Raw genomic sequence first — 24073 nt, forward strand, 5'->3', positions numbered from 1 at the left:
ATCGTTTGCTCTTGTCCGATCCGCCTCCGTCCGCTTGCGCACGGAGGCGGCGATGAGATTAACGCAGCGGGTTGCCCTGCGGATCGCTCACCTCGCTTGCCCATTTCGCTTCAATCTGCTGTACCACATTATCGGGCAACGGCACATAATCCAGTTCTGCCGCAGCATTTTTACCCTGTTTAAACGCCCAGCCGAAAAAATCAAACACACCTTTGGTTTGTGCCGGTTGATCCGCCTGTTTGCGCATTAAAATAAAGCTCGCCGCCGTCACCGGCCAGGATTGCTCGCCCGCTTCATCCGTCAGCACCACGCCCATACCCGGCGTGTTATCCCATTTTGCATTTGCCGCGGCGGCGGAAAAGCTGTCTTTAGAAGGCTGCACAAAGACACCGCTCTTATTTTGCAGCTGTGTCCATGCCAGATTATTTTGTTTCGCATAAGCATATTCCACATAACCGATGGTATATTTCAGCTGGCGCACATAGGCCGCAACGCCTTCGTTGCCTTTGCCGCCCTGACCGACCGGCCATTTCACCGATTTGCCCTCACCGACTTTTTCCCGCCATTCGGGCGACACCTTAGCCAGATAATTGGTCCAGCCGAATGTCGTCCCCGAGCCGTCCGAACGATGCACCACGATAATCGCTTTATTCGGCAGCGTAACGTCCGGATTCAATGCCGCAATCGCCGGATCATGCCAGGATGTAATCTTGCCGAGAAAAATATCCGCCAGCACCGTGCCCGATAATTTCAGCTGTCCGCTTGCAATGCCGGGCAGATTGACCACCGGCACGGTGCCGCCGATCACGGCAGGAAACTGCAATAATCGGTGTTGTTCCAGCGCAGCGGGTTTCATCGGGTCATCCGAGGCGCCGAAATCCACGGTGTTGGCGATAATCTGCTGCTGTCCGCCGCCGGATCCGATCGACTGATAATTCACTTTATTGCCGGTTTCCTTCTCATATAAAGCCGCCCACTTGGCATAAATCGGATATGGGAAAGAGGCGCCCGCGCCGGTAATCGTCTGCGCCTGTGCGATAAATGACCATGCCATCAGCGGCAACGCCAGCAACGCGATTTTTGTTACCCGAATTTTCGTCATATTACTTTCTCCTGTTTACATACCATTGCTTGACTGCACAGGCAGTATAAAAAAGAAATATGACAGTTTGATGACAACATGCCCGCCTCGCCCAACCGCCGGCAACGGAATTTGATGAAATGTGATAAGCCCAAGCGCACGCAGGCTTTTCATTTTACGAATAATCTCTATAATACAGGGGTTAAATTTAGCAAAACCAACACAGGACTACCCCATGAGTGATATCAACACTGTTCTCGCGGAACTGAAACGCGGTACGGATCAGATTTATTCGGAATCGGATTTGATCGAAAAATTAACCCAAAACCGCCCGTTAAGAATTAAACTGGGCGCCGATCCTACCGCACCGGATATTCACTTGGGTCACACCGTCGTGTTAAATAAATTGCGCCAATTCCAGAATTTCGGCCATGAAGTGATCTTTCTGATCGGCGATTTTACCGCTACGGTCGGCGACCCTTCCGGTAAAAATACCACCCGCCCGCCGCTTTCGCGCGAAGATGTGCTGCGCAACGCGGAAACCTACAAAGAACAGATTTTCAAAATTCTGGACCCGCAAAAAACCCGCATCGTATTTAATTCCGACTGGCTGGGCGAGCTGGGCACCGTCGGCATGATCCGCCTGGCGTCCAATTACACCGTCGCACGCATGCTGGAACGCGATGACTTCAAAAAACGCTTCGCCAATAACCAATCCATTGCGATTCACGAATTTATTTATCCGTTGCTGCAAGGCTACGATTCGGTGCATTTACAAGCCGATGTGGAGCTGGGCGGTACCGACCAAACCTTTAACCTGTTAATCGGGCGCGAACTGCAAAAAGCCGACGGTCAGAAACCGCAGGTTGCCATGACGCTGCCGCTGCTGGTCGGTCTGGACGGCGAGAAGAAAATGTCCAAATCGCTGGGCAATTATATCGGCGTCAGCGATGCGCCGAATGAGATGTTCGGCAAAGTGATGTCCATTTCCGACCAACTGATGTGGGATTGGTACGATCTGCTGTCGTTCCGTCCGCTGGCGGATATCGCCCGCTTAAAACAGGAAGTGGCGCAAGGGCGTAATCCGCGCGACGTTAAAATATTGCTGGCGAAAGAACTCATTGCCCGCTTCCATGACGAAGCGGCGGCCGAAGCAGCGGAACAGGAATTTATCAACCGGTTCCAGAAAGGTGCCCTGCCGGATGAAATGCCGGAACTGACCTTAAACGGCGACATCGCGCTGGCCAATCTGTTAAAAGAGGCTGGTTTGGTCAGCTCCACCTCGGAAGCGATCCGTATGGTGCAGCAAGGCGGCGTGAAAATCGACGGCGCCAAAGCTCAGGATCCGAAACAACACATCAGCAGCGGCACCGCCGTATATCAGGTCGGCAAACGTAAATTTGCCCGGGTAACGGTAAAATAAGCTGAAAACCGACCGCACTTTTAAAAAGTGCGGTCTTTTTCCGGCCTATTTTTATCACCGAATTCAGCATACCATGATGCGGATAGCCTCCGCATCCTCGACATCCGAAAGGAGAGCAAACATGTCACACAAAATCTGGGTATTAGGCGATGCCGTGGTGGATTTAATTCCCGACGGCGAACAACATTATCTGCGCTGCGCCGGCGGTGCGCCCGCCAATGTGGCGGTGGGCGTGGCACGGTTGGGCGGGCAGGCCGCGTTTATCGGCCGGGTCGGTAAAGATCCGCTGGGCGAATTTATGCAACAGACATTGCAGCAGGAGCGGGTGGAAACCGATCATATGATCCTCGACCCGCAGCAGCGCACCTCCACGGTGGTGGTCGGTCTGGACAACGGCGAGCGCAGCTTTACTTTTATGGTTAATCCGAGCGCCGATCAGTTTTTACAGATTGCCGATCTGCCCAATTTTCAGCCCGGCGAATGGCTGCACTGCTGTTCTATCGCATTAATTCATAATCCGTCGCGCGAAGCCACTTTCGAGGCGATTCGCCGGATTAAAGCGGCAAACGGCTTTTTCTCCTTTGACCCGAATCTGCGCGAATCCCTGTGGCCGAGCTTTGACGAAATGAAACGAGTGGTGATGCAGGCGGTGGCGCTGGCCGATGTGTTAAAATTCTCTGAAGAAGAACTGACGCTGCTGACCGAAACCCCGACACTGGACGAAGCGTTTAAAAAAATCACCGCACTTTATCCGCAAAAATTGATTATCGTCACCCTCGGTAAAGACGGCGCCTTATATCATCTGAACGGGCAGCAGGAAACCATTGTCGGCAAAGCGGTGCAACCGGTGGATACCACCGGCGCGGGCGATGCGTTTGTCAGCGGGCTGCTTGCCGGCCTGTCGCAACATGCCGATTGGCGCACGCACGACAGACTGGTCAATATTATCCGTCAGGCCAATGCCAGCGGCGCGCTGGCAACCACCGCCAAAGGAGCGATGTCGGCCTTGCCGAACCGCACACAGCTGGCGGCATTTCTGGCCGATTAACCCGACGGACGGGCAAGCCGCCCGTCTTTTTATCCGGCTTCCCGCCGCCATTTTCCTTCTTTTTTCGGAGTATTCAGCATGATCATTTTCAATCAAGGCAAATATAAAAGCCTTTATGCCGCCCAACCCGACGAGCTGGCGCAACTTGCCGACAGCGTCGCACAGGACAAGGATTTCCGCCCGCGTTATCACCTCGCCCCGCCGACCGGTTTATTAAATGATCCGAACGGATTGCTCTTCGACGGTGAAAAATATCATGTGTTTTATCAATGGTTTCCGTTTGACGCCCTGCACGGCATGAAGCATTGGAAACATCTGATCACGGCGGATTTTCAGCATTTCCACCCAGCGGATAATCTGATTCCCTGCGAAATGTTTGAAAGCCACGGTTGTTATTCCGGCGGCGCGTTATTGGTCGGTGAGCAGATCGCCGTATTTTATACCGGCAATACCCGGCGCGCGGCGGATAATCAGCGCGTTCCCTATCAGAATTTAGCGCTCTTCGATAAAGCCGGCAACTTGTTACGCAAGCGGGCGTTAATCGAACAGGCGCCACAAGGCTATACCGAACATGTACGCGATCCGAAACCGTTTTTCAGCGCCGAGGGCAAAATCCGCTTTATCTGCGGTGCGCAGCGCACCGATCTGAGCGGCACCGCCATTGTGTTTGAAATGGATGATCTTGACGCAACCCCGCGTTTACTGGGCGAATTAAGCGTGCCGGCATTCGACAACCGACAGGTGTTTATGTGGGAATGCCCGGATTTATTCCACCGTCAGGCGGAAAACAAAGACATTTTCATCTGGTCGCCGCAAGGCAAAGCCCGCCAGTCAACCCAATTTCAGAATAACTATCACGCCGTTTATGCCCTCGGTAAACTGGACGGGCTGCGCTTTGACGCCGAGCGGATCGCCGAGCTGGATCAAGGCTTTGATTTCTACGCGCCGCAAACTTTCTCCGGGGTGGAAAGCCTGATGCTGGGCTGGGTCGGCTTGCCGGATTTAAGCTATCCGACCGATCGCTATAAATGGCATTCCATGCTCACTTTACCGCGCGCGCTGCGTCTGGTCGGCGATCGTATTTACCAGCGCCCGGCGGCGGAAATTTACCGAAATCTGACCGCACTTTCCGACGTCACCATTGACAAACAAGCGGAAATCGCACAGCTGGATTGCGCTTATGTCAAATTCAATGCTCAACAACAGCCGTTTTCCCTCCGCTTTTTCGATAACCCGCAGGGCCAGCATGTAACGCTGTCGTACGACGGAAACCGGCTGTGTTTAGACCGCACTTGCAGTGAACAAACGGACAGCATGCGCCAGCTCGGCAGTCAGCGTTATTGTGAAATCGACCAACTGGAACAGGTGGAAATTTTCTTTGACCGCTCGGTGATGGAAATTTTCCTCAACGACGGCGAAAAAGCCATGACCTCGCGTTTCTTTATTGCCGATCGCGCGCAAATGGTGACGACGGACAGACCTCTCGCCCTGACGGTGGGCTATCCGCAGGCGATCAGCGAAAAATAGCCACCTGATTAAGGGCAAACAATTTTGCCCTTCCCTCCCCTACTTTTTTTTATCAAAGTGCGGTACAATTCCGCACAATTTTAACGCTGAAAAATTCAACCGTCCGATGACCGATTACACCCGATATATTGCCGATGAAGCCGCGATGTGCCGTTTCGGCGCACAACTTATCCATGCGATTTGCAGCATTGCCGCCGCACAGGGCGTGGTGGTTTATTTAAACGGCGAGCTGGGCGCCGGCAAAACCACCTTAAGCCGCGGCATGATTCAGGCATTGGGTTATCAGGGCAAGGTGAAAAGCCCCACTTATACGCTGGTGGAAGAATATCCGTTTCCCCACAAACGCATTTATCACTTTGATTTATATCGGTTAAGTGATCCGGAAGAGCTGGAATTTATGGGCATCCGCGATTATTTCGCCGCCGACAGCATCTGTCTGATCGAATGGGCGGAAAAAGGACAAGGGCTGCTGGCCGCGCCGGATCTGTCCGTTAATATCGATTATGCCGGCACGGCGCGTAATATCCGGCTGATCGCCGAAAGCGCGCAGGGTGAAAACATCATTCAGCAATTACAATCTGTCGTTTAATTTATTGAAATACATGAAAAAAATATATCGTTTCGTATTAGGTTGCCTACTGACCTTTTTTTGTTTTGCTCCCCTCGCTTCCGCCGAAGTCTGGACTATCGCCATTGACCCCGGCCACGGCGGCAAAGATCCCGGCGCAATCAGCCGTAATCTGGGTATTTACGAAAAAAACGTTACCCTTTCCGTGGCCAAAGAGCTGAAGGCGCTGCTGGACAGAGATCCTAACTTTCGCGGCGTGCTGACCCGTAACGGCGATTATTACATTTCCGTGCCGCAACGTTCGGAAATTGCGCGCAAACAGGGCGCCAATTATCTGGTCTCCATTCATGCCGATTCATCGGCTTCACCGGCGTTGCGCGGCGCCTCGGTGTGGGTATTATCCAACCGGCGGGCGAACAGCGAAATGGGGCAATGGCTGGAAGATCATGAAAAACGCTCCGAATTGCTCGGCGGTGCCGGTTCGGTGCTGTCTTCCCATAATGAAAAATATCTCGATCAAACGGTGCTGGATCTGCAATTCGGTCACAGTCAGCGGGTGGGCTATGAACTGGGTGCGATTGTGCTGCGCCGCTTCTCGCAGATTACCCGCTTAAGCCGCACTACGCCGCAACATGCCAGTCTGGGCGTGCTGCGCTCGCCGGATATTCCGTCGATTCTGGTGGAAACCGGTTTTTTATCCAACCCGGAAGAAGAACGCAAACTGAACTCGCCGGCATACCGCAAGCAGATCGCCCGCGTGATTTACGAAAGTCTGGTTTACTATCGCCGCCATAATATTAAAGCCGACAGCAACGGCAGAGAAAAAACTGTCGTGCGGGAAGCCCGAGGCGCGGATAATATCGGCGACAGCGGTATCCGTCATAAAGTCAAATCCGGCGAAACCTTGGTCGGGCTTGCGGTAAAATACAAGGTGAAAATGAATGATATTATCGCCTTAAACAAACTGAAACGCCGCGAGCTGTGGATCGGAGAAACCATTAAAATTCCGGATAACGGTAAAAATAGCGCTCAATCGGGCAAAACTTCCGCAGATAAGCCAGCAAGCAAAGGCAAAAACAATCAAAAAGCCGCTGCGGACAATCAAACGAGTGCGGCAAAGAACCGCAAAACGGACAAAAATCTGCCGAAATATCATACTGTGGAAAAAAATCAAACCCTGTATGCGATTTCGCGCCTGTACGGTATTCCGGTCAATACGTTGTTAAAACTGAACCCGAAACTGAAAGACGGTAAAGTACAAACCGGACAGAAAATTCAGCTGAAACAATAGGATAAGCCATGGCTATTCAGATTCTGCCGCCACAACTTGCCAACCAGATCGCCGCCGGTGAAGTGGTGGAACGGCCGGCTTCGGTAGTAAAAGAGCTGGTGGAAAACAGTCTGGACGCCGGCGCAAGCCGTATTCAAATCGACATTGAAAACGGCGGTGCTGGCTTAATTCGCGTGCGCGACAACGGCATCGGCATTGCCAAACAGGATATTGCCCTCGCCCTTGCCCGCCATGCCACCAGCAAAATTGCCAGCCTTGAAGATCTGGAAGCGATTCTCAGTCTGGGTTTTCGCGGTGAAGCGCTGGCCAGCATCAGCTCGGTTTCCCGTTTAACCCTGACCTCCCGCACACAGGAACAAGCCGAAGCCTGGCAGGTTTATGCGCAGGGGCGCGATATGGAGGCCACCGTTCAGCCGGCGTCGCATCCGGTCGGCACCAGCGTTGAAGTGGCAAATCTGTTTTTCAACACGCCGGCGCGACGCAAATTTCTGCGCAGCGATAAAACGGAATTTGCCCATATTGATGAAGTGATCCGTCGCATTGCGCTGGCCAAACCCAATATCGCCTTCAGCCTGACTCACAACGGAAAGCTTATCCGTCAGTATAAAAGTGCCGCCGATAACGGGCAAAAGCTGAAACGACTGGCGGCGATCTGCGGTGAGGAATTCGTCCGGCAGGCACTGCAAATCGACTGGAAACACGATACGCTGCATTTATCCGGCTGGGTCGCCTCCCCTGCCTTTAACCGCGCACAGAATGATTTAAATTATTGTTATGTCAACGGTCGCATGGTGCGCGATAAAGTGATTAATCACGCCATTCGTCAGGCCTATGCCGATTATCCGAATAATGAACTGTATCCCGCTTTTGTGCTGTTTATTGATTTGAACCCGAATGAAGTGGATGTTAATGTTCACCCGACCAAACACGAAGTCCGTTTTCATCAGTCTCGCCTGATTCATGATTTTATCTGTCAGGGCATCGCTCACGCCTTGGCGAGCGGGCAAACGGATAACGCCGCTGCGGAAACAGAGATCGCCGCACATGCGGTATGCGAACCGACGGGCGCCTGGTCAAGCAGCATCAACAAGCCGAATCGCGCGGCGGCAGGACAGAATATTTTTGCCGCTCACACAGGCTTGCAAGCGCCAGAAAAACAGACGCAATCCGCACCGCACTTTAGCCGCGATGTCGCCACGGCCGCACCGAAGGTGAGCAAAACCGAGCAAAAACTGTACGCCGAATTGCTTTCCACCGCCACAAGCGACAAGACCGACACATCGCCGCAACCGACACCGCCGGCGCATTCTGCCTTGCAGCATACCGCCGGCGTTTTGCATACGCTGGCGCTGATTGAAAAGCGGGCTTTATTGTTGCAGCAAGACGAGCGGTTTTATTTGCTGCCGCTGGCAAAATTGCAGCAGACCAAGCTGCAATTAAACTTACGTCTCGACAGCCGCTCACAGCAGCCGTTGCTGATTCCGATTATGTTTCATTTGACCGAAACCCAAAGCTGCCACTGGCAACAACAGAAAGCCTATTTTCAGCAGTTCGGTTTTCAGTTTAATGATAATCCGGCGCAACAACGCATCAGCCTGCATACCGTTCCGACCTGCCTGCGCCGGCAGAATCTGCAAAAATGCGTCATCGCGTTACTGGACAGCAGCATCACCGATGCCGAGCATTTTCTGACCGCACTTTGCCAGCAGGCGGAACAACCTGCCGTTACCGTACTGGCTGATGCGGTTGGTTTACTGACCGAAACCGAACAACTGATTAATCAACAAAAAGATCTCCGCCTGTCATCGTTGCTGACGCAAATCGACTGGCGGACTTATCTGGATAACCTGTCATGACCGCCCATTCAGCACAACCCCTTGCCATTTTTTTAATGGGCCCGACCGCCTCAGGCAAAACCGATCTGGCTATCCGACTGCGCCAACACTTACCGGTGGAAGTGATCAGTGTGGATTCCGCCCTGATTTACAAGGGCATGGATATCGGCACTGCCAAACCCGACGCCAGAGAACGGGCGCTTGCGCCGCACCGTTTGATCGATATTAAAGATCCGGCCGAAAGTTATTCCGCCGCCGAGTTTCGCCGCGATGCCCTGCGTGAAATGCGCGATATCAGTGCGCAAGGCAGAATTCCGCTGCTGGTCGGTGGCACCATGCTGTATTACAAAGCCTTACTGGACGGGCTCTCGCCCTTGCCTTCCGCCGATGAAGCCACACGTCGCCGGATCGAAGCCGCTGCCGCGCAAAAAGGCTGGCCGGCGCTACATGCCGAACTGGCGCAAATCGATCCGATCGCGGCGCAGCGGATTAATCCCAACGACAGCCAGCGCATCAACCGCGCGCTGGAAGTCTTTTATCTCAGCGGCAAATCGCTGACCGAACTGACCGCCCGGCAAGGCGAACCTCTGCCTTATCGGATCGTTCAGTTCGCCATCGCCCCGCAGGAGCGCGCCGTTTTACATCAGCGCATTGAACGGCGTTTTCATATGATGATTGAGCAAGGCTTTCAACAGGAAGTGGAAAGCTTATACCAACGCGGCGATTTACATCCTGATTTGCCCTCCATTCGGTGCGTCGGTTATCGGCAAATGTGGGAATATCTGCGCGGTGATTATAACCATGAGGAAATGATTTTCCGCGGCATCTGCGCCACACGCCAGTTAGCCAAACGGCAGATAACCTGGCTGCGCGGCTGGCAGCACCCGATTCGCTGGCTGGACAGCCTACAAATTGACCAGGCCGAGCGGCAAATTATACAAAGCATAAAATAATTATGTCGCTAAAGGTGACATTAGCGCAGATTATTGCTATATTGACAGGCGGAGGAGATGCGGATACCAAGCTACCCCGTGTTATTAGGCAATCATAATTAATATAAGAAGGAAATGAAAAATGGCAAAAGGACAATCATTACAAGATCCTTATTTGAATGCATTACGTCGTGAGCGAATTCCCGTCTCGATTTATTTAGTTAACGGCATCAAACTGCAAGGTCAGATCGAATCCTTTGATCAGTTTGTGATTTTATTAAAAAATACCGTTAATCAAATGGTGTACAAACACGCTATTTCGACGGTGGTTCCGGCTCGTTCTGTTTCGCACCATAACAATCAGGCGCAACAGCAATCGCAGCAACATCACAGCGGCGCGCAGGAAACACCGGCTGAAACCGGTACGGAAGAGCAAGCCGAGTAATTTTGAACGACGAAAAACAGTCTGACATTTCACCAAGTGCGGTAGATTTTACGGAAATTTCTACCGCACTTTCTCATTCCTTGCAATCTGCCGCGCCGTTACAGTCCGCACGGGATAACGCCGTGGTCGTGCATGTATTTTTTGCACAAAATAAAAATACCGAGGATTTACTTGAATTCCACCAACTGGCGAGCGCCGCCCAAGTCAATATTCTGACGACCGTCACCGCCTCGCGCAGTACGCCGCAGGCAAAATATTTCGTCGGTCAGGGCAAGGCGGAAGAAATCGCCGCGGCGGTTGCCGCCTTAAATGCCGATGTGGTGCTGGTCAATCACAGCCTGACGCCGGCGCAAACCCGCAATCTGGAAACCCTGTGCCAATGCCGCGTGGTGGATCGCACCGGGCTGATTCTGGCAATTTTTGCCCAGCGCGCCCGCTCTCACGAAGGGAAACTGCAAGTGGAGCTGGCACAGTTAAAGCATTTATCCACCCGTTTAGTGCGGCGCAAAACCGGTTTGGATCAGCAAAAAGGCGCGGTGGGATTGCGCGGCCCCGGAGAAACCCTGCTGGAGACCGATCGCCGTCTGATTAAAGTGCGCATCGCCCAGCTGCAAAACCGGCTGGCAAAAGTCGCCGGACAGCGCAAGCAAAATCGTCACACCCGCCAGAAAGCGGCCATTCCCACCATTTCACTGGTCGGTTATACCAATGCGGGCAAATCCACCTTATTTAATGCGCTGACGCAAGCGCAGGTTTATGCCGCCGATCAGCTGTTCGCCACTCTTGACCCGACGCTGCGCCGTCTGCCGATTCAGGATGTCGGCACCACTATTGTGGCGGATACCGTCGGCTTTATCCGCGATCTGCCGCATGATCTGGTTGCCGCATTTAAATCCACTTTACAGGAAACCGCGCAAGCCGCCCTGTTGCTGCATGTCATCGACTGCGCCGACAGCCGGCAGGCGGAAAATATTCAGGCGGTCAACGAGGTGCTGAGAGAAATTCAGGCACATGAGGTGCCGGTATTGTTGGTGTATAACAAAATCGATCAGCGCGATAATATCAGCCCGCATATTGAATACGATGCGCAAAACCGGCCGATTGCCGTCTATCTGTCCGCCCGCCTTGCTCAGGGCTTGGATTTGCTCGTGGAAGCGATTCGATTACGCTTACGCAATACCATGCTGAATCTGCACCTCATTTTGCCGCCGCAGGCCGGCAAACTGCGTCATTTGCTTTATCAGCAGCGTTGCATACGGCATGAACACATTAGCGAACTGGGCGAATTTAACCTGACGATTCAGATCGATAACATTGAATGGCAAAAGCTGGTTAAAGCGTTTCCGGCGCTGCCGCACTTTGTGGCGGATTAAAGTGCGGTGCGTTTATCTGCCAGATTTCCAGTAAAATCGCGATCGCCTGCTGTAACTGCTGCTCGGTCAGATCACCGAAGCCCATAGAAAACAGCTTTTTATCCTGATATTCCACCGGATAAAGGCGGATATCCCGCTGCTGCGCCAAACCGACCAGCTCCGCCGGACTGCGGGGTTCCTGCAATAATTCCACTAACAGATAAAACCCCGAATGCTCGCCGTAATAACGGATTTTTTCTTTATAAGGCGCCAGCAATGCGCACAGCAGCTCCATTTTTTTGCGATAGCGTTTGCGCATACGATGAATATGCCGTTCAAACTCGCCCTGCCGCATAAATTCGGCCAAGCGCTGCTGCTCAAAGCGGGAGACGGAAGCATGAAAAAACGCGCAATAGGTTTCATAATCCGCCAGCAACCCTTTCGGCAGCACCATAAAACTGACGCGCAGCGCAGGCATCAGCAGCTTGGAAAAAGAGCCGAGGTAAATCACCTTATCGCTGAAATCCAGACTTTGCAGCGAAGGAATCGGCTTGCCTTTATAGCGGAATTCGCTGTCATAATCATCCTCAATAATATAGCGATCCTGCCCGGCTTGCGCCCATTCCAGCAGTTGCTGACGCTGGCTGATAGACAACACCTGACCGAAAGGATACAAATGAGAAGGAGTTACATACGCCACATTCACCCCGCAGCGCGGCAAAAAGGAAAGATCCACCGACTGCGCCGCCGCAGTGATGGGCAGTTTCACCACGCTCTTGCCGTAAAGACGCAATAATTTTTCCACTTTCGTATAACCGTAACTTTCCATCGCGTAAGTAAAATCCGGTTGCGGATAACGCTGGTTAAACAGCAAAATCAGCTGTTGCAGGCAGCTTTCCACCCCGGCGCCGATTACAATCTGCCGCGCCGAACAATGCACGCCACGCGAAGCGGAAAGGTAATCGGCGATTTCCGTACGCAATTGGAGATCGCCCTGCTTATCGCCCAGACTCAGCCATTCCCGCTGTTGAAAACCGTAGCAATGCCGACCGCACTTTTTCCAACTTTGCAGCGGGAAATGCCGGGTATCGATGCGGTTCGGGTTAAAATCAAAACGTACCGTCGGCGCCGGCGCAAAGAGCGGTGTTTTTTTCGTTCGTTTCTGCGCGGTCAACGCCAGTTCCGCCTGAAAACAGACAAAAAAACCTTGTCTCGGCCGCGACTGAATATAGCCTTCCGCCACCAGCTGCTGATAAGCGCTTTCCACCGTATTACGGCTGATTTGCAGGTGTTCTTTCAGCTGTTGTTTGGACGGCAAACGCTCGCCAAACGCTAATTCCTGCCGGCAGATCGCTTGCTTGATTTGTTGATAAAGCTGTAAATACAGCGGCATATCCGGCACTTTGCTTAACCGATAGCTTAATTTTTTCACTCTGACCCCATTAATTCGTTTAATTCTGACACTTTTAATCATACCTGAAGTTTCCCACAATAACCAACGATTCAATATCAGACAGAGTAAGGAGAAAATATGTCAACAGTATTAGGTTCGGAGACGGTAAAACGCGGCATGGCGCAAATGCAGAAAGGCGGCGTGATTATGGACGTGGTCAATGCCGAGCAAGCGCGCATTGCCGAAGCGGCCGGAGCGGTGGCGGTAATGGCGCTGGAACGGGTACCTTCCGATATTCGGGCGGCAGGCGGCGTGGCGCGCATGGCCAATCCGAAAATCGTGCGGGAAGTAATGGCGGCGGTTTCCATTCCGGTGATGGCGAAAGCGCGCATCGGGCATATTACCGAAGCGCGCGTGCTGGAAGCCATGGGCGTGGATTATATTGACGAAAGCGAAGTGCTGACCCCGGCCGATGAGGAATTTCACTTATTAAAAAGCGAATTTACCGTTCCTTTCGTCTGCGGCTGCCGTGATCTGGGCGAGGCGCTGCGCCGTATCGGCGAAGGCGCCTCCATGCTGCGCACCAAAGGCGAACCCGGCACCGGCAATATCGTGGAAGCGGTACGCCATATGCGTAAAGTCAACGCCCAGCTGCGTAAAGTGATCGCCATGAGCCGTGACGAATTAATGACGAAAGCCAAAAATCTCGGTGCGCCGTTCGAATTATTATTACAAATCAAAACGTTAGGCAAATTGCCGGTGGTGAACTTTGCCGCCGGCGGGGTGGCGACACCGGCCGATGCGGCGTTGATGATGGAACTCGGTGCCGACGGCGTATTTGTCGGTTCGGGGATTTTTAAAGCGGAAAATCCGGAAAAATTTGCCCAAGCCATTGTACAGGCCACCACTCATTATCAGAATTACGATCTGATCGCCCGCCTGTCGGAAGAGTTAGGGGCGCCGATGAAAGGGCTGGAAATCAGCCGTCTGGCACCGGCGGAAAGAATGCAGGAGCGCGGCTGGTAAAATGACGGATTATTCGGCTTATACTGTCGGCGTGCTGGCACTACAGGGCGCGGTGACGGAACATATGCGCCAAATCGAACGGCTCGGCGCCACTGCGCTGGCGGTCAAAACCGTCGAACAGCTCGCCCTGCTCGACGGCCTGATTTTGCCCGGCGGCGAAAGCACCGCCATTGGCCGTTTAATGCGTCATTACGGTTTTATTGAGGCAATCCGTGATTTCGCACGGCAGCGCAAACCGCTTTTCGGTACCTGCGCGGGCATGATTTTGCTGGCGAAAGCAATCGAAGGCGGCGAGGCGGCACATCTGCAATTAATGGATATTCGGGTTCAGCGCAATGCTTTCGGACGGCAAACGGACAGTTTTCAGACGGATCTGAAGGTAAAAGGGCTGGCACAGCCGTTTCCGGCGGTATTTATCCGCGCGCCTTATATCCGGCATATCACCTCAAGTGCGGTGGAAAAACTGGCGGAATTTAACGGTAATACGGTACTGGCGAAACAGGACAATTTACTGGCCTGCGCCTTTCACCCGGAACTGACCGATGACTTGAGCATGATGCGCTTATTTCTGACGATGATCGAACAGGCGCGCCCACGCCGATAAGCTTTCACGGGCGGCAACAAACCGCCCGGATTTATTTTCCGATGCCGTATTGTTTCAGTTTATTGGCAATCGCGGTATGAGAAATGCCCAAGCGGGCGGCGAGCTTGCGCGTACTCGGATATTGTTCGTAAAACTTACGCAGTATCATCGCCTCAAAACGGTTCATAATGTCTTCCAGCGTTTTATCGGCGAACTGTTCCATATTGACCGGCAGCATGTCCTGCTCGCTTAAATGCAATCCCGCAATCGACAATTGATTATCCTGCGCCAGACAACAGGCGCGATATAACGCATTGTATAACTCGCGCACGTTACCCGGCCAGGGATACTGACACAAATAAGCCATTAATTTCTCATCAAAATGCGGTGTGGCGATATTCAGTTCGGCACTGATTTGCGGCAGAAAAATGTCGGTCAGCGGCCGAATATCTTCGCGCCGTTCGCGCAGCGGGGGAATATCCAGCGTCAGCACATTAAGGCGATGAAACAGATCTTCGCGCATTTTGCCCTCATCCACATAATGCTGCAACGGCACTTGTGAGGTACAGATCACGCGCACATCGGCGTAATGTTCTTTTTCCTCGCCGACCCGGCGGAACGTGCCGTCGTTCAGAAAACGCAGTAATTTCGCCTGCAGCGCCAGCGGCAGCTCCGCCACGCTATCCAGCAATACCGTACCGCCGTCCGCATATTCAAAAAAACCGATGCTTTCTTTCGCGTTATCCGAACGGCCGAACATTTCGCTTTCCGCATCGGCATCTGGCAGCCCGGCGCAGTTTACCGCAATAAACTGTTTTTCACGACGGGCGCTGAGATGATGGCAGGCTTTGGCGATCAAATCCTTGCCCGTGCCGGTTTCGCCCTGAATCAGCAGCGGCGCATCCAGCGCGGCGAATTTTTTCGCCTTATCAATCACCGCCCGCATGTTATCACTCAAGGCGACAATATCTTGAAAAGAAACGGTTTTCGGCAGCATAGTGTTCTCCCCGGCAATAGATTTCGAGGATTATTGTAAACATTTACACCGAAATGGAAAGAAAAATTTACAATTTTATTGATTGTTTGCGCTTTTCGCCGCCTAATACGGTCGTTTTCAGGCTGGTCAGCAATTCTTTCTGAATATGCGACAGGCGCGGTTTTTCCTCTTTTTCAAAGGCCAGCGGCCGACAAAATTCCATCGCCTTAATGCCCAGCCGTGCAGTCAGCAGCCCGACGCCCAGCCCTTGTGCCACCCGCGCCGACAATTTTGCGGTGATATCCTGCGACAGCCATTCCATTCCCATATCCTGCACCACTTCCGTCGCTCCGGCAAAAGCCATATTCAAAAATACCATGCGCAGCAGGCGCAGACGGCTGACATAACCCAGTTCAATGGCATAAATTTCCGCCAAACGGTTAATCAGCCGAATATTGCGCCAGGCGATAAAAAACATATCCACTATCGCCAGCGGGCTGACCGCCACAATCATCGCCGCTTCCAGCGCATTTTTACTGATGAGCTTTTTCGCCTGCAAATCCACCGGTTTCAGCACGGTGCGGCTGAATAAACGGGTGATCTCCTGTGCCGAATAACCGTCGTTCAGCTGCCGCTGCCATTGTATAAACGCCGGGGTTTGCGCAGAAATGTTCATCGCGGCGGCGATCTCGGTGCATAATGTTTTGCCTTGTTCGCCATCCGTCGCCGAGTTCTGCCGTGCGGAAAAATCCGGCGCAAAATCCACCGCACTTTTACGCAGTAAGTTGGCACTGGTTTGTTGCAGCAACATTCTTTTTTTCAGTCTGACCAAACGACGCCATTCCTTTATCAGCGCCGTAATGCCTAATATCACCACCGAAAAACTCACCAGCGCAAAGGCAAAATAAATCCATTGATGCTGCTGCCAGCTGTCGATCAGCCACTGCAGCGTTTGCGCAACGGTGGCTCCGCCGAATAAAAGTGCGGTCGCTGCCAGCGCTTTTTTCCACCAACGGAGTTTCGGGGCGACAATTTGCTCGAATTGTTCGCTTATCAGCTCGCCTTGCAGTGCAACGCTGTCAATCGGATCGGGTTCAACCGCCGCCTGCCGGGGGTCGAATTCCTGTTTAGGCATAAATGCCGCTGTTTGCTCAGGCGCCTGTTCGGCGTCGCTAAATATCTGTTTTTGCATAATCCGTTTCGTATTTCCTCAACTGGTGATTCCGTATGCCGCCAACTCATGCCTTTAAAGTTTATCGCCCAGTAAAAACTGCAGCACCGCATCCATTCTTAAATGCGGAATCGGTTCGCCGGCTTCCAGCGGCTGCGGTTCAAACTGGTCAAAGTCAAACGGCTGTTTTTGCCAGAACGATGCCGGCGGCAGTCTGCCCGGCACCGAACCGGGATATAAGGTGATCTGTTGTTTATCGGACGAACGGATGCCCTGAATGGCTTTGAATTGTTTGCCATTCTGCGCCACCACCACCTGCTGTGTCGCCCGAATCGCCGCGATTGCCGTATAGTCGGTTTCGACCCCCGTATATTCGGCGTGACGCCCGCCTTCTTGTACCAGTTGACGCATTAAACTGACCAGATTCGGCAGCTGATCACTGGTGATATGATCCGCCTTGGTGGCAATAAACATCAGCTTATCAATGCGCGGGGAAAATAAACGGTTTAACAGCGTGCGTTTGCCGTAATGAAAATTGTTAAACAGCTGCTGTAAACCTTCCTGCATATCGCGAAAGGCCTGATAACTGTGATTCAGCGGGGTCAGACAGTCCGCCAGTATCACCTGCCGGTCGAAGGTCGAGAAATAATTGCGGTAAAATGCTTTTACCACATGACGGCAGTAATATTCATAACGCCGGTTCAGCACGGCAAAGTAACTGTCCGCTTTGTTTTCATTTTTTAACTGCTGCCATTGTGTTTCGCTTAAATGTGTCAGCGGGAAAAACTGCAGTGCCGGCGCGCCTTCCAGCTCGCCCGGCAGCACAAAACGCCCCGGCTGGATAAAATGCAGCCCCTGCTGTTTGCAGGCGAACAGAAAGCGGGTGTAATCGTTGGCCAGTTGCGCCAAAATGTCTTCATCCGCGCTGCGGCTCAGATCCAGCCCCTTGATTTTCTGCAGCCAGTTTTCCGCCAGTTCGGCGCGTTTACCGTGCATTAACCCGTGCTGCCGTTGCGACCATTGCTGATAAGACATCTCCAGCAGCGGCAAATCCAGCAACCATTCGCCCGGATAATCGAAAATATCCAGATACAACGTGCCTTTTTCTTTAATATGGCGCAGCAGCCCGCTTTGGCGCTGAAAGCGGATTGCCAGACGGGTTTCGCTGACGCCGCGGGTTGATTGCGGCCATACTGCCGGGGTGGCGGTTAAATCGTTCAGATTACCTTCATAATCAAAGCGGGGGATAGTTAAATTCCGCTGCGCAATGCGTTTTACGCCGATAATCCCATGACTGCGCGCCGGCTCAAATAACGGCAGGTGACTGTTATCCGTTCGGTTAATGTGCAGCAGCTGATTAATCAGGCTGGTAATGAACGCCGTTTTGCCGCTGCGGCTCAAGCCGGTGACGGCAATACGCAAAGTGCGGTCGAAACCGCGATTAATAATATCGTCCAGCTCTTTTTGAATAGAATTCAACATTTTTATTTCTAAATTTCGTTAATATATCTTACAATCCCTACATAATTTATCACAATTACGGGTTTTATGTTTACTAGAAAAATCGCGGCATTCTGTTTTCTCGGCTTATGCGCTGTCGTTGCCGAATATGCTGCCGCGGCGCCGAAAGTGCCGAAAATATTAACCGACAACGGGTTGATTTACTGTACGCATGCCAACGGGTTTTCTTTCAATCCTCAAACCGCCGATGCGGGCACCAGTATGAATGTGGTGACGGAGCAAATCTATAACAAGTTATTTGAGATCAAAAATAACAGTGCGACCCTTGAACCGGTTTTGGCACAATCCTACCGCATTTCCGCCGACGGCAAGACTATCACGCTGAATCTGCGCAAAGGGGTGAAATTTCATCATACCGACTGGTTTACTCCGACCCGCGACTTTAATGCCGACGATGTGGTCTTTTCCCTTAACCGCGTATTGGGCTATAACACAGCGTTGCCGACACTGGATACCAGCCCGGCGGATTATAAAAACCCGCAATACAAAATCTTTCACGAACAGGCCAAAAAGGTGCGCTTTCCGTATTTTGAAAGCATCCGCCTGAATGAGAAAATCGAATCGGTCAAAGCTCTTGGCCCGCATCAGGTGCAAATTACCTTATTTGAACCGGATGCCTCTATTTTGTCCCATCTTGCCAGTCAGTACGCCATTATTTTCTCTCAGGAATACGCCTTGCAGCTGAATGCCGACGATAATCTGGTGCAGATCGACGCGCTGCCGGTCGGCACCGGGCCTTATCAGGTGAAAAATTTTTTCCGCAACCAATATGTGCGTTTGATAAGAAATGATAATTACTGGAAAAAAGAAGCGCGCATTGAAAATATTACCATTGATTTTTCCAATGACCGAACCGGAAGACTGCTGAAATTTCTGAACGGAGAATGCCAGATTTCCTCTTATCCGGAAGTCAGCCAGCTGGGGCTGTTAAAGCAGTATCATGAGAAATATTACATCAAATCCACCGACGGGATGAATCTGGCTTATCTGGCATTTAATTTTCAAAAACCGCAAATGCAGGATGCCGCATTGCGGCGCGCCGTTTCGCAGTCCATCGAACGCACCCGTTTGATCAATACCATTTACCATAATACGGCCACCGCCGCTAATAATATCATTCCGACTATCTCTTGGGCGGCGACCGTCAATACGCCGGATTTCGCTTACGATTATAACCCTGCAGCGGCGGCGGAATTTTTTCAGGACAAACATCTTCATCTGGATATGTGGGTATTAAATGAAGAGCAGGTGTATAACCCGTCGCCGTTAAAAATGGCCGAACTGATTAAATTCGACTTGGCGAAAGCCGGGGTTGCCGTGAATATTCGCGCCGTCACCAGAACCTATTTAATTCAGCAGCTCAGAAACGGCACCGAAGATTACGATATGATTCTGACCGGCTGGCTGGCGGGAAATCTGGATCCCGACAGTTTTATGCGCCCGATTTTAAGCTGCGGCACGGTAAACGATATTACCAATCTGTCCAACTGGTGTTACGAACCCTTTGAAAGAATCATGAACGAGGCCTTAGCGACCTCTAATCTGCGGGACAGAGCCGCGGCGTATAATATGGCGCAAAAACTTATTTTATCCGAACTGCCGATTATTCCGCTGGCGAACGTAAAACGCGTGTTAATCGCCTCATCGCGCGTTCAAGGGATTGATATGACGCCTTTCGGCAGTATCAACTTTGCCACGCTGTCCTATAAAAAAGAGGGAAAACGATGATCTTTTCTTTCTTCCGCCATCTTTTTCTGCTGTGCATCACTTTGTTGATCATTTCAATCATCAGTTATACGGTGCTGATGCGCGATCCGCTAAATGAAGTTTTCGCCACGCCATATTTTTATTCAGGCTATTTGCTGTATATCCAAAATTTGTTGCAGGGCGATTTCGGTATCAGCTATAACGGCGGCGAATCGTTAAAGGATCTGATTCTGACCGTGCTTCCGCCGACTCTGGAGCTGTGTTTCTGCGCCATTTTACTGGCGATTATCTTCGCCATTCCGTTAGGCGTGATCGGGGCGATAAACAGCAAAAATGTGTACGGAAAATCAATTCGGGCGATTTCTTCGATCGGGTTATCCATACCGGTTTTCTGGGTAGCGCCGATTTTACTCTATTTTTCCTCGATTCATAACTGGGAAATTTCCGCTATCGGGCAATATAACCTGCTGTATGAAATCAAGCCGATAACCGGCTTTCCGATCATTGACGTCTGGTTTATCAACGAACCCTACCGCATTAAAATCATCCAGAACGTATTACAGCATTTGGTGCTGCCGACGCTGGTGCTGACGATTTTGCCGACCATGGAAATCATGCGTCTGGTGCAAACGCGGGCGGAATACCTGTGGCAACAGAATTATATTAAAATCACCGTAACCAAAGGCTGGTCAAGCTGCAAAATCCTGCGCCGGCATATTCTGCGCAATACCTTACCGCTGCTGGTGCCGCAAATGCCGCGCCTGTTCACGCTGGTTATGGCGCAATGTATGCTGGTTGAAGGCACCTTCGGCTGGCCGGGCATCGGCCGCTGGTTAATCGATGCCGTGGGCATGCAGGATTATAACAGTATCGCCGCCGGCATTATCGTGATCGGTTTATGTATTATCGTTATCAATTTATTTGCCGAAATACTGACCTTTATGTTGGATCCGCTGAATAAGAAGGGATGGTATGCAAGATAGAGAACCGGAAGACTTCCGAGAAACATTCGCATTCCGGCATATCTGGAATACGTTTCGTCAGGACAGAATCGCCTTAATCAGCCTTTACTTATTTATTGCGCTGATTTTGACCGCACTTTTCAGCCCGTTTATCGCACCTTATTCAAGCGATATGCAGTTCGTCGGTTATGAATTAATGCCGCCTTCTTGGGTGGACGGCGGTAAAATCGCCTATTTCTTCGGAACGGACGATATCGGCCGCGATCTGTTAAGCCGTTTAATTACCGGCACCCGCTATACTTTCGGTTCCGCCTTGATCGTGGTGATGTTCACCGCCGTATTAGGCGGTATTCTCGGCGTCTGGGCGGGCATGTCGCAAGGCATAAAATCGCGTATATTAGGGCATTTTTTCGATGCCTTTTTGTCGATTCCGATCCTGCTGATTGCAATTATTATCGCCACCTTAATGGAAGCCAGTTTAATCAACGCGATGCTGGCTATCACGTTAGCGCTGCTGCCCTATTTCATTCACGAAATTTATCAGGCCATTCAGCAGGAATTAAAAAAAGAATATATTTTAATGCTGCGCTTAGAAGGCGCATCCAACTGGGTGTTGCTGAAAGAAACGATTTTTCCCAATATTTACGTCTCCTATATACGCGAAATCACCCGCGCATTTATCATTGTGATTCTGGATATCAGCGCGCTAAGTTTTATTTCACTCGGCGCACAACGTCCGACCCCGGAATGGGGCGCAATGATTAAAGATTCGCTGGAGCTGATTTATCTCGCGCCGTGGACGGTGATATTGCCCGGCATTGCCATTATCATCACCATTCTTATCGGGCTGGTACTCAGTAACGGTATTTGCAATGCCATAGAAAAATATTATCGCTAGGTGAAAACATGGCTTTACTTGATATCCGTAATCTCTGTATCGAAATAAAAACCCCGAACGGGCGCATCAGAATCGTCGATAACGTCAATCTGACCTTAAACGACGGCGAAATCTGCGGGCTGGTAGGCGAATCCGGCTCCGGCAAAAGCCTGATTGCGAAAGTGATTTGCAATGCGGTAAAAGATTCCTGGATCGTCACCGCCGATCGCTTTCGCTTTAACGATATCGAATTATTAAAGCTCAGCCCAAAAAAGCGCCGGAAGCTGGTCGGTAAAGAAATTTCCATGATTTTTCAGGAACCGCTCACATGTCTGGAGCCCAGCCGCAAAATCGGCAAACAGCTGATTCAGAATATTCCGTCCTGGACATTCAAAGGGCATTGGTGGCAATGGTTCGGCTGGAAAAAACGGCGGGCGATTGAACTGCTGCACCGGGTAGGGATTAAAGATCATCAGGATATCATGCGCAGCTACCCGAATGAAATCACCGAAGGCGAAGAGCAAAAAGTGATGATCGCGCTGGCAATTGCCAACCAGCCTCGCCTGCTGATTGCCGATGAACCCACCAACGCATTAGAGCCGATTACCAAAGTTCAGATTTTTCGCCTGCTGCTGAGCATGAATCAAAATCAAGGCATGTCCGTGCTGCTGGCCAGTAACGACATCAACAGTATCAGCGATTGGTGCGATAGCTTTACTATACTGTATTGCGGGCAAAATGCAGAATCCGGCCCGAAGGACGAAATCCTGCAAACCCCTCATCACCCTTACACCAATGCGCTGCTTCATTCGATCCCGGATTTCCGCCAGCCTTTAGTGCCGAAAAGCCGGTTAGGCACCTTAAAAGGGACGGTGCCGTTGTTAGAACAGATGCCGATCGGTTGTCGGCTGGGGCCGCGTTGTCCTTTCGCACAAAGAAAATGCGTGGTCAAACCGGCGTCCCGCCGCATCAGACAGCATGAATTTAATTGTCATTATCCGTTAAATTTACGCGACAGCCAGCGTAAAGACAGAGAGGAAATCCCGATGCCTCTTGTGGTTTTGCCAGATAACATCAAAGCATAAGAAGACTGATTATGATCCCCTTATTACAAGTTGATAATTTATCCAAATCCTTTCGAGATAAAGTCGGCATTTTCGGTTCCAACCAGTTTAATGCGGTTGACGACATCAGTTTTGCCCTGGAACGGAAACAAACATTAGCCATTATCGGCAAAAACAGCTCCGGAAAATCCACCTTGGCCAAAATGATCGTCGGCATCGTCCGCCCCACCAAGGGAGAAATCCGCTTTAAAGGCAATCCGCTGACCTTCGGTGATTATCATTATCGCTCCCGCCACATCAGAATGGTATTTCAAGACCCGAACGCGTCATTTAATCCCAAGTTAAATATCGGTCAGATCCTTGATGCACCTTTACGCCTGGCAGGCAATAAATCTGATGAACATCAACGCAATGAAAAAATATTTTCCACTTTACGATTGGTCGGGCTCTATCCTGATCATGCCAACGTTAAAATCAGTACGATATCCATCAGCCAGAAACAGCGCGTTGCCCTAGCCAGAGCGCTGATTCTGGAACCGGAAATCATCATTGCCGACGACGCTCTCGGTTCACTGGACACCACGGTGAAAACACAGCTGATGAACCTGATGCTAGAAATTCAGGAAAAGTTAGGTATTTCCTATATTTATGTCGGCCAGCATCTTGGCATCATCAAACATATTGCAGATAATGTGCTGGTGATGGATGAAGGCCGAATGATTGAATACGGCGATACGCGCTCCATTTTCAGCACGCCGAAAAATGAAGTCACCAAACGCCTGATAGAAAGCCATTTCGGCCAACTGCTCACCGCCGATTCATGGCCGCCCCATTTACCCCTGCAAAAGGGATAAAATTTGTCAAAAACCTACCGCACTTTATCCCCGTTATCTCCGGTTAACTTAAAAGTGCGGTGATTTTTTTACCTGTTTTTTATTGCGGTTGGGTTGTTGAGTTTGATTGAGTTGAGTTTATGTTTTGATTTGTTTAGAGAAAAAATTCTCTCAACACCCACCGCACTTTATCCCCGTTATCTTTAGTTAATCTAAAAGTGCGGTAGTTTTTTACCTATTTTTTATTGTGGTTCGGTTGGGGTTAACTGGATTGGTGTATTTTTTGATTTGTTTAGAAAAAAAATTCTCTCAACACCCACCGCACTTTATCCTCTTTATCTTTGGTTAACCTAAAAGTGCGGTGATTTTTTACCAGTTTTTCCCCAAAAACAAAAAAACCACCTGCCCTCGGCAAGTGGTCTCTTCTCTAATTAAAACCCGGCGGTGTCCTACTCTCA

Annotated in this window: 21 protein-coding genes; 16 read left to right on the plus strand and 5 right to left on the minus strand. The window is 51.1% G+C overall.

The genetic code is table 11. The annotated features are described in order from the left end of the window. Positions 1–58: 58 nt before the first annotated feature. Positions 59–1102 carry a phosphate ABC transporter substrate-binding protein PstS gene (gene pstS / locus ACESOH_RS06395; protein WP_373100402.1) on the minus strand — a complete coding sequence of 348 codons (1044 nt, stop codon included), beginning with the start codon at positions 1100–1102 and terminating at the stop codon, positions 59–61. A 214-nt stretch (positions 1103–1316) separates the two neighbouring features. On the opposite strand from pstS, the gene tyrS reads away from it, so the two are divergent. The 9 genes from tyrS (at position 1317) to hflX (ending at position 11523) form a co-directional block, all read left to right on the plus strand. Then, a complete protein-coding gene (gene tyrS, locus ACESOH_RS06400; protein WP_373100403.1) occupies positions 1317–2504 on the plus strand; it encodes a tyrosine--tRNA ligase in 1188 nt (395 codons plus the stop codon). A 121-nt stretch (positions 2505–2625) separates the two neighbouring features. Then, on the plus strand, positions 2626–3552 hold the full coding sequence (gene cscK, locus ACESOH_RS06405; RefSeq protein ID WP_373100404.1) for a fructokinase: 927 nt from the start codon (positions 2626–2628) through the stop codon (positions 3550–3552). A gap of 78 nt (positions 3553–3630) precedes the next feature. Next, positions 3631–5079, plus strand: a complete 1449-nt coding sequence (locus ACESOH_RS06410; RefSeq protein WP_373100405.1) for a glycoside hydrolase family 32 protein — start codon at positions 3631–3633, stop codon at positions 5077–5079. A 106-nt stretch (positions 5080–5185) separates the two neighbouring features. Continuing rightward, the gene (gene tsaE, locus ACESOH_RS06415; protein ID WP_373100406.1) at positions 5186–5668 is read left to right on the plus strand and encodes a tRNA (adenosine(37)-N6)-threonylcarbamoyltransferase complex ATPase subunit type 1 TsaE; all 483 of its coding nucleotides are present in this window, start codon (positions 5186–5188) and stop codon (positions 5666–5668) included. 13 nt (positions 5669–5681) lie between these two features. Beyond that, a complete protein-coding gene (locus tag ACESOH_RS06420) occupies positions 5682–6938 on the plus strand; it encodes an N-acetylmuramoyl-L-alanine amidase (RefSeq protein ID WP_373100407.1) in 1257 nt (418 codons plus the stop codon). A gap of 8 nt (positions 6939–6946) precedes the next feature. After that, positions 6947–8794, plus strand: a complete 1848-nt coding sequence (gene mutL, locus ACESOH_RS06425) for a DNA mismatch repair endonuclease MutL (protein ID WP_373100408.1) — start codon at positions 6947–6949, stop codon at positions 8792–8794. Then, positions 8791–9726 (plus strand): tRNA (adenosine(37)-N6)-dimethylallyltransferase MiaA, encoded by a 936-nt coding sequence (miaA, locus tag ACESOH_RS06430; protein ID WP_373100409.1) that lies wholly within the window; start codon positions 8791–8793, stop codon positions 9724–9726. The genes mutL and miaA overlap by 4 nt, the downstream gene beginning before the upstream one ends. Positions 9727–9847: 121 nt before the next feature. Next, positions 9848–10150 carry an RNA chaperone Hfq gene (gene hfq / locus ACESOH_RS06435; protein WP_032093724.1) on the plus strand — a complete coding sequence of 101 codons (303 nt, stop codon included), beginning with the start codon at positions 9848–9850 and terminating at the stop codon, positions 10148–10150. Between the two features lie 2 nt (positions 10151–10152). Continuing rightward, on the plus strand, positions 10153–11523 hold the full coding sequence (gene hflX, locus ACESOH_RS06440) for a ribosome rescue GTPase HflX (protein ID WP_373100410.1): 1371 nt from the start codon (positions 10153–10155) through the stop codon (positions 11521–11523). Here the strand turns inward: hflX and pdxR are convergent. Continuing rightward, the gene (gene pdxR / locus ACESOH_RS06445; RefSeq protein ID WP_373100411.1) at positions 11483–12976 is read right to left on the minus strand and encodes a MocR-like pyridoxine biosynthesis transcription factor PdxR; all 1494 of its coding nucleotides are present in this window, start codon (positions 12974–12976) and stop codon (positions 11483–11485) included. The genes hflX and pdxR overlap by 41 nt on opposite strands. Before the next feature lie 57 nt (positions 12977–13033). Between pdxR and pdxS the strand changes: the two genes are divergently transcribed. Together pdxS and pdxT are read left to right on the plus strand one after the other, a co-directional pair. Then, positions 13034–13921, plus strand: a complete 888-nt coding sequence (gene pdxS, locus ACESOH_RS06450) for a pyridoxal 5'-phosphate synthase lyase subunit PdxS (RefSeq protein ID WP_373100412.1) — start codon at positions 13034–13036, stop codon at positions 13919–13921. A gap of 1 nt (position 13922) precedes the next feature. Next, entirely contained in the window at positions 13923–14525 is a 603-nt protein-coding gene (gene pdxT, locus ACESOH_RS06455; protein WP_373100413.1) for a pyridoxal 5'-phosphate synthase glutaminase subunit PdxT, read from the plus strand. 31 nt (positions 14526–14556) lie between these two features. Here pdxT and ACESOH_RS06460 read toward each other — a convergent pair whose 3' ends face one another. From ACESOH_RS06460 to ACESOH_RS06470, 3 genes are all read right to left on the minus strand, one after another. After that, entirely contained in the window at positions 14557–15501 is a 945-nt protein-coding gene (locus ACESOH_RS06460) for a sigma 54-interacting transcriptional regulator (protein ID WP_032093720.1), read from the minus strand. Positions 15502–15568: 67 nt separating this feature from the next. Beyond that, positions 15569–16672, minus strand: a complete 1104-nt coding sequence (locus ACESOH_RS06465) for a TIGR01620 family protein (RefSeq protein WP_373100414.1) — start codon at positions 16670–16672, stop codon at positions 15569–15571. Between the two features lie 54 nt (positions 16673–16726). Beyond that, positions 16727–18133 (minus strand): YcjX family GTP-binding protein, encoded by a 1407-nt coding sequence (locus ACESOH_RS06470; RefSeq protein ID WP_373100415.1) that lies wholly within the window; start codon positions 18131–18133, stop codon positions 16727–16729. A 66-nt stretch (positions 18134–18199) separates the two neighbouring features. Between ACESOH_RS06470 and ACESOH_RS06475 the strand changes: the two genes are divergently transcribed. From ACESOH_RS06475 to ACESOH_RS06495, 5 genes are read left to right on the plus strand one after another with little or no spacing between them, the layout of a single operon-like run. Continuing rightward, on the plus strand, positions 18200–19900 hold the full coding sequence (locus ACESOH_RS06475; protein ID WP_032093717.1) for an ABC transporter substrate-binding protein: 1701 nt from the start codon (positions 18200–18202) through the stop codon (positions 19898–19900). Then, a complete protein-coding gene (locus ACESOH_RS06480; protein ID WP_032093716.1) occupies positions 19897–20862 on the plus strand; it encodes an ABC transporter permease in 966 nt (321 codons plus the stop codon). Before ACESOH_RS06475 ends, ACESOH_RS06480 begins: the two co-directional genes overlap by 4 nt. Next, entirely contained in the window at positions 20852–21739 is an 888-nt protein-coding gene (locus ACESOH_RS06485) for an ABC transporter permease subunit (RefSeq protein ID WP_032093715.1), read from the plus strand. The genes ACESOH_RS06480 and ACESOH_RS06485 overlap by 11 nt, the downstream gene beginning before the upstream one ends. A gap of 8 nt (positions 21740–21747) precedes the next feature. Continuing rightward, positions 21748–22803, plus strand: coding sequence for a peptide ABC transporter ATP-binding protein (locus ACESOH_RS06490; RefSeq protein WP_373100416.1), 1056 nt, complete (start codon positions 21748–21750; stop codon positions 22801–22803). A 14-nt stretch (positions 22804–22817) separates the two neighbouring features. Further along, the gene (locus ACESOH_RS06495) at positions 22818–23636 is read left to right on the plus strand and encodes a peptide ABC transporter ATP-binding protein (protein ID WP_032093740.1); all 819 of its coding nucleotides are present in this window, start codon (positions 22818–22820) and stop codon (positions 23634–23636) included. Positions 23637–24073: the final 437 nt, after the last annotated feature.

The organism is Necropsobacter rosorum (assembly GCF_964241405.1).
Taxonomy (GTDB): Bacteria; Pseudomonadota; Gammaproteobacteria; order Enterobacterales; family Pasteurellaceae; genus Necropsobacter; species Necropsobacter rosorum.

Bases quoted from the DNA above. Each gene is read 5' to 3' on its own strand.
- pstS (WP_373100402.1), bottom strand. From the start codon at position 1,102: ATGACGAAAATTCGGGTAACAAAAATCGCGTTGCTGGCGTTGCCGCTG.
- tyrS (WP_373100403.1), top strand. From the start codon at position 1,317: ATGAGTGATATCAACACTGTTCTCGCGGAACTGAAACGCGGTACGGAT.
- cscK (WP_373100404.1), top strand. From the start codon at position 2,626: ATGTCACACAAAATCTGGGTATTAGGCGATGCCGTGGTGGATTTAATT.
- ACESOH_RS06410 (WP_373100405.1), top strand. From the start codon at position 3,631: ATGATCATTTTCAATCAAGGCAAATATAAAAGCCTTTATGCCGCCCAA.
- tsaE (WP_373100406.1), top strand. From the start codon at position 5,186: ATGACCGATTACACCCGATATATTGCCGATGAAGCCGCGATGTGCCGT.
- ACESOH_RS06420 (WP_373100407.1), top strand. From the start codon at position 5,682: ATGAAAAAAATATATCGTTTCGTATTAGGTTGCCTACTGACCTTTTTT.
- mutL (WP_373100408.1), top strand. From the start codon at position 6,947: ATGGCTATTCAGATTCTGCCGCCACAACTTGCCAACCAGATCGCCGCC.
- miaA (WP_373100409.1), top strand. From the start codon at position 8,791: ATGACCGCCCATTCAGCACAACCCCTTGCCATTTTTTTAATGGGCCCG.
- hfq (WP_032093724.1), top strand. From the start codon at position 9,848: ATGGCAAAAGGACAATCATTACAAGATCCTTATTTGAATGCATTACGT.
- pdxR (WP_373100411.1), bottom strand. From the start codon at position 12,976: ATGATTAAAAGTGTCAGAATTAAACGAATTAATGGGGTCAGAGTGAAA.
- pdxS (WP_373100412.1), top strand. From the start codon at position 13,034: ATGTCAACAGTATTAGGTTCGGAGACGGTAAAACGCGGCATGGCGCAA.
- pdxT (WP_373100413.1), top strand. From the start codon at position 13,923: ATGACGGATTATTCGGCTTATACTGTCGGCGTGCTGGCACTACAGGGC.
- ACESOH_RS06460 (WP_032093720.1), bottom strand. From the start codon at position 15,501: ATGCTGCCGAAAACCGTTTCTTTTCAAGATATTGTCGCCTTGAGTGAT.
- ACESOH_RS06465 (WP_373100414.1), bottom strand. From the start codon at position 16,672: ATGCAAAAACAGATATTTAGCGACGCCGAACAGGCGCCTGAGCAAACA.
- ACESOH_RS06470 (WP_373100415.1), bottom strand. From the start codon at position 18,133: ATGTTGAATTCTATTCAAAAAGAGCTGGACGATATTATTAATCGCGGT.
- ACESOH_RS06475 (WP_032093717.1), top strand. From the start codon at position 18,200: ATGTTTACTAGAAAAATCGCGGCATTCTGTTTTCTCGGCTTATGCGCT.
- ACESOH_RS06480 (WP_032093716.1), top strand. From the start codon at position 19,897: ATGATCTTTTCTTTCTTCCGCCATCTTTTTCTGCTGTGCATCACTTTG.
- ACESOH_RS06485 (WP_032093715.1), top strand. From the start codon at position 20,852: ATGCAAGATAGAGAACCGGAAGACTTCCGAGAAACATTCGCATTCCGG.
- ACESOH_RS06490 (WP_373100416.1), top strand. From the start codon at position 21,748: ATGGCTTTACTTGATATCCGTAATCTCTGTATCGAAATAAAAACCCCG.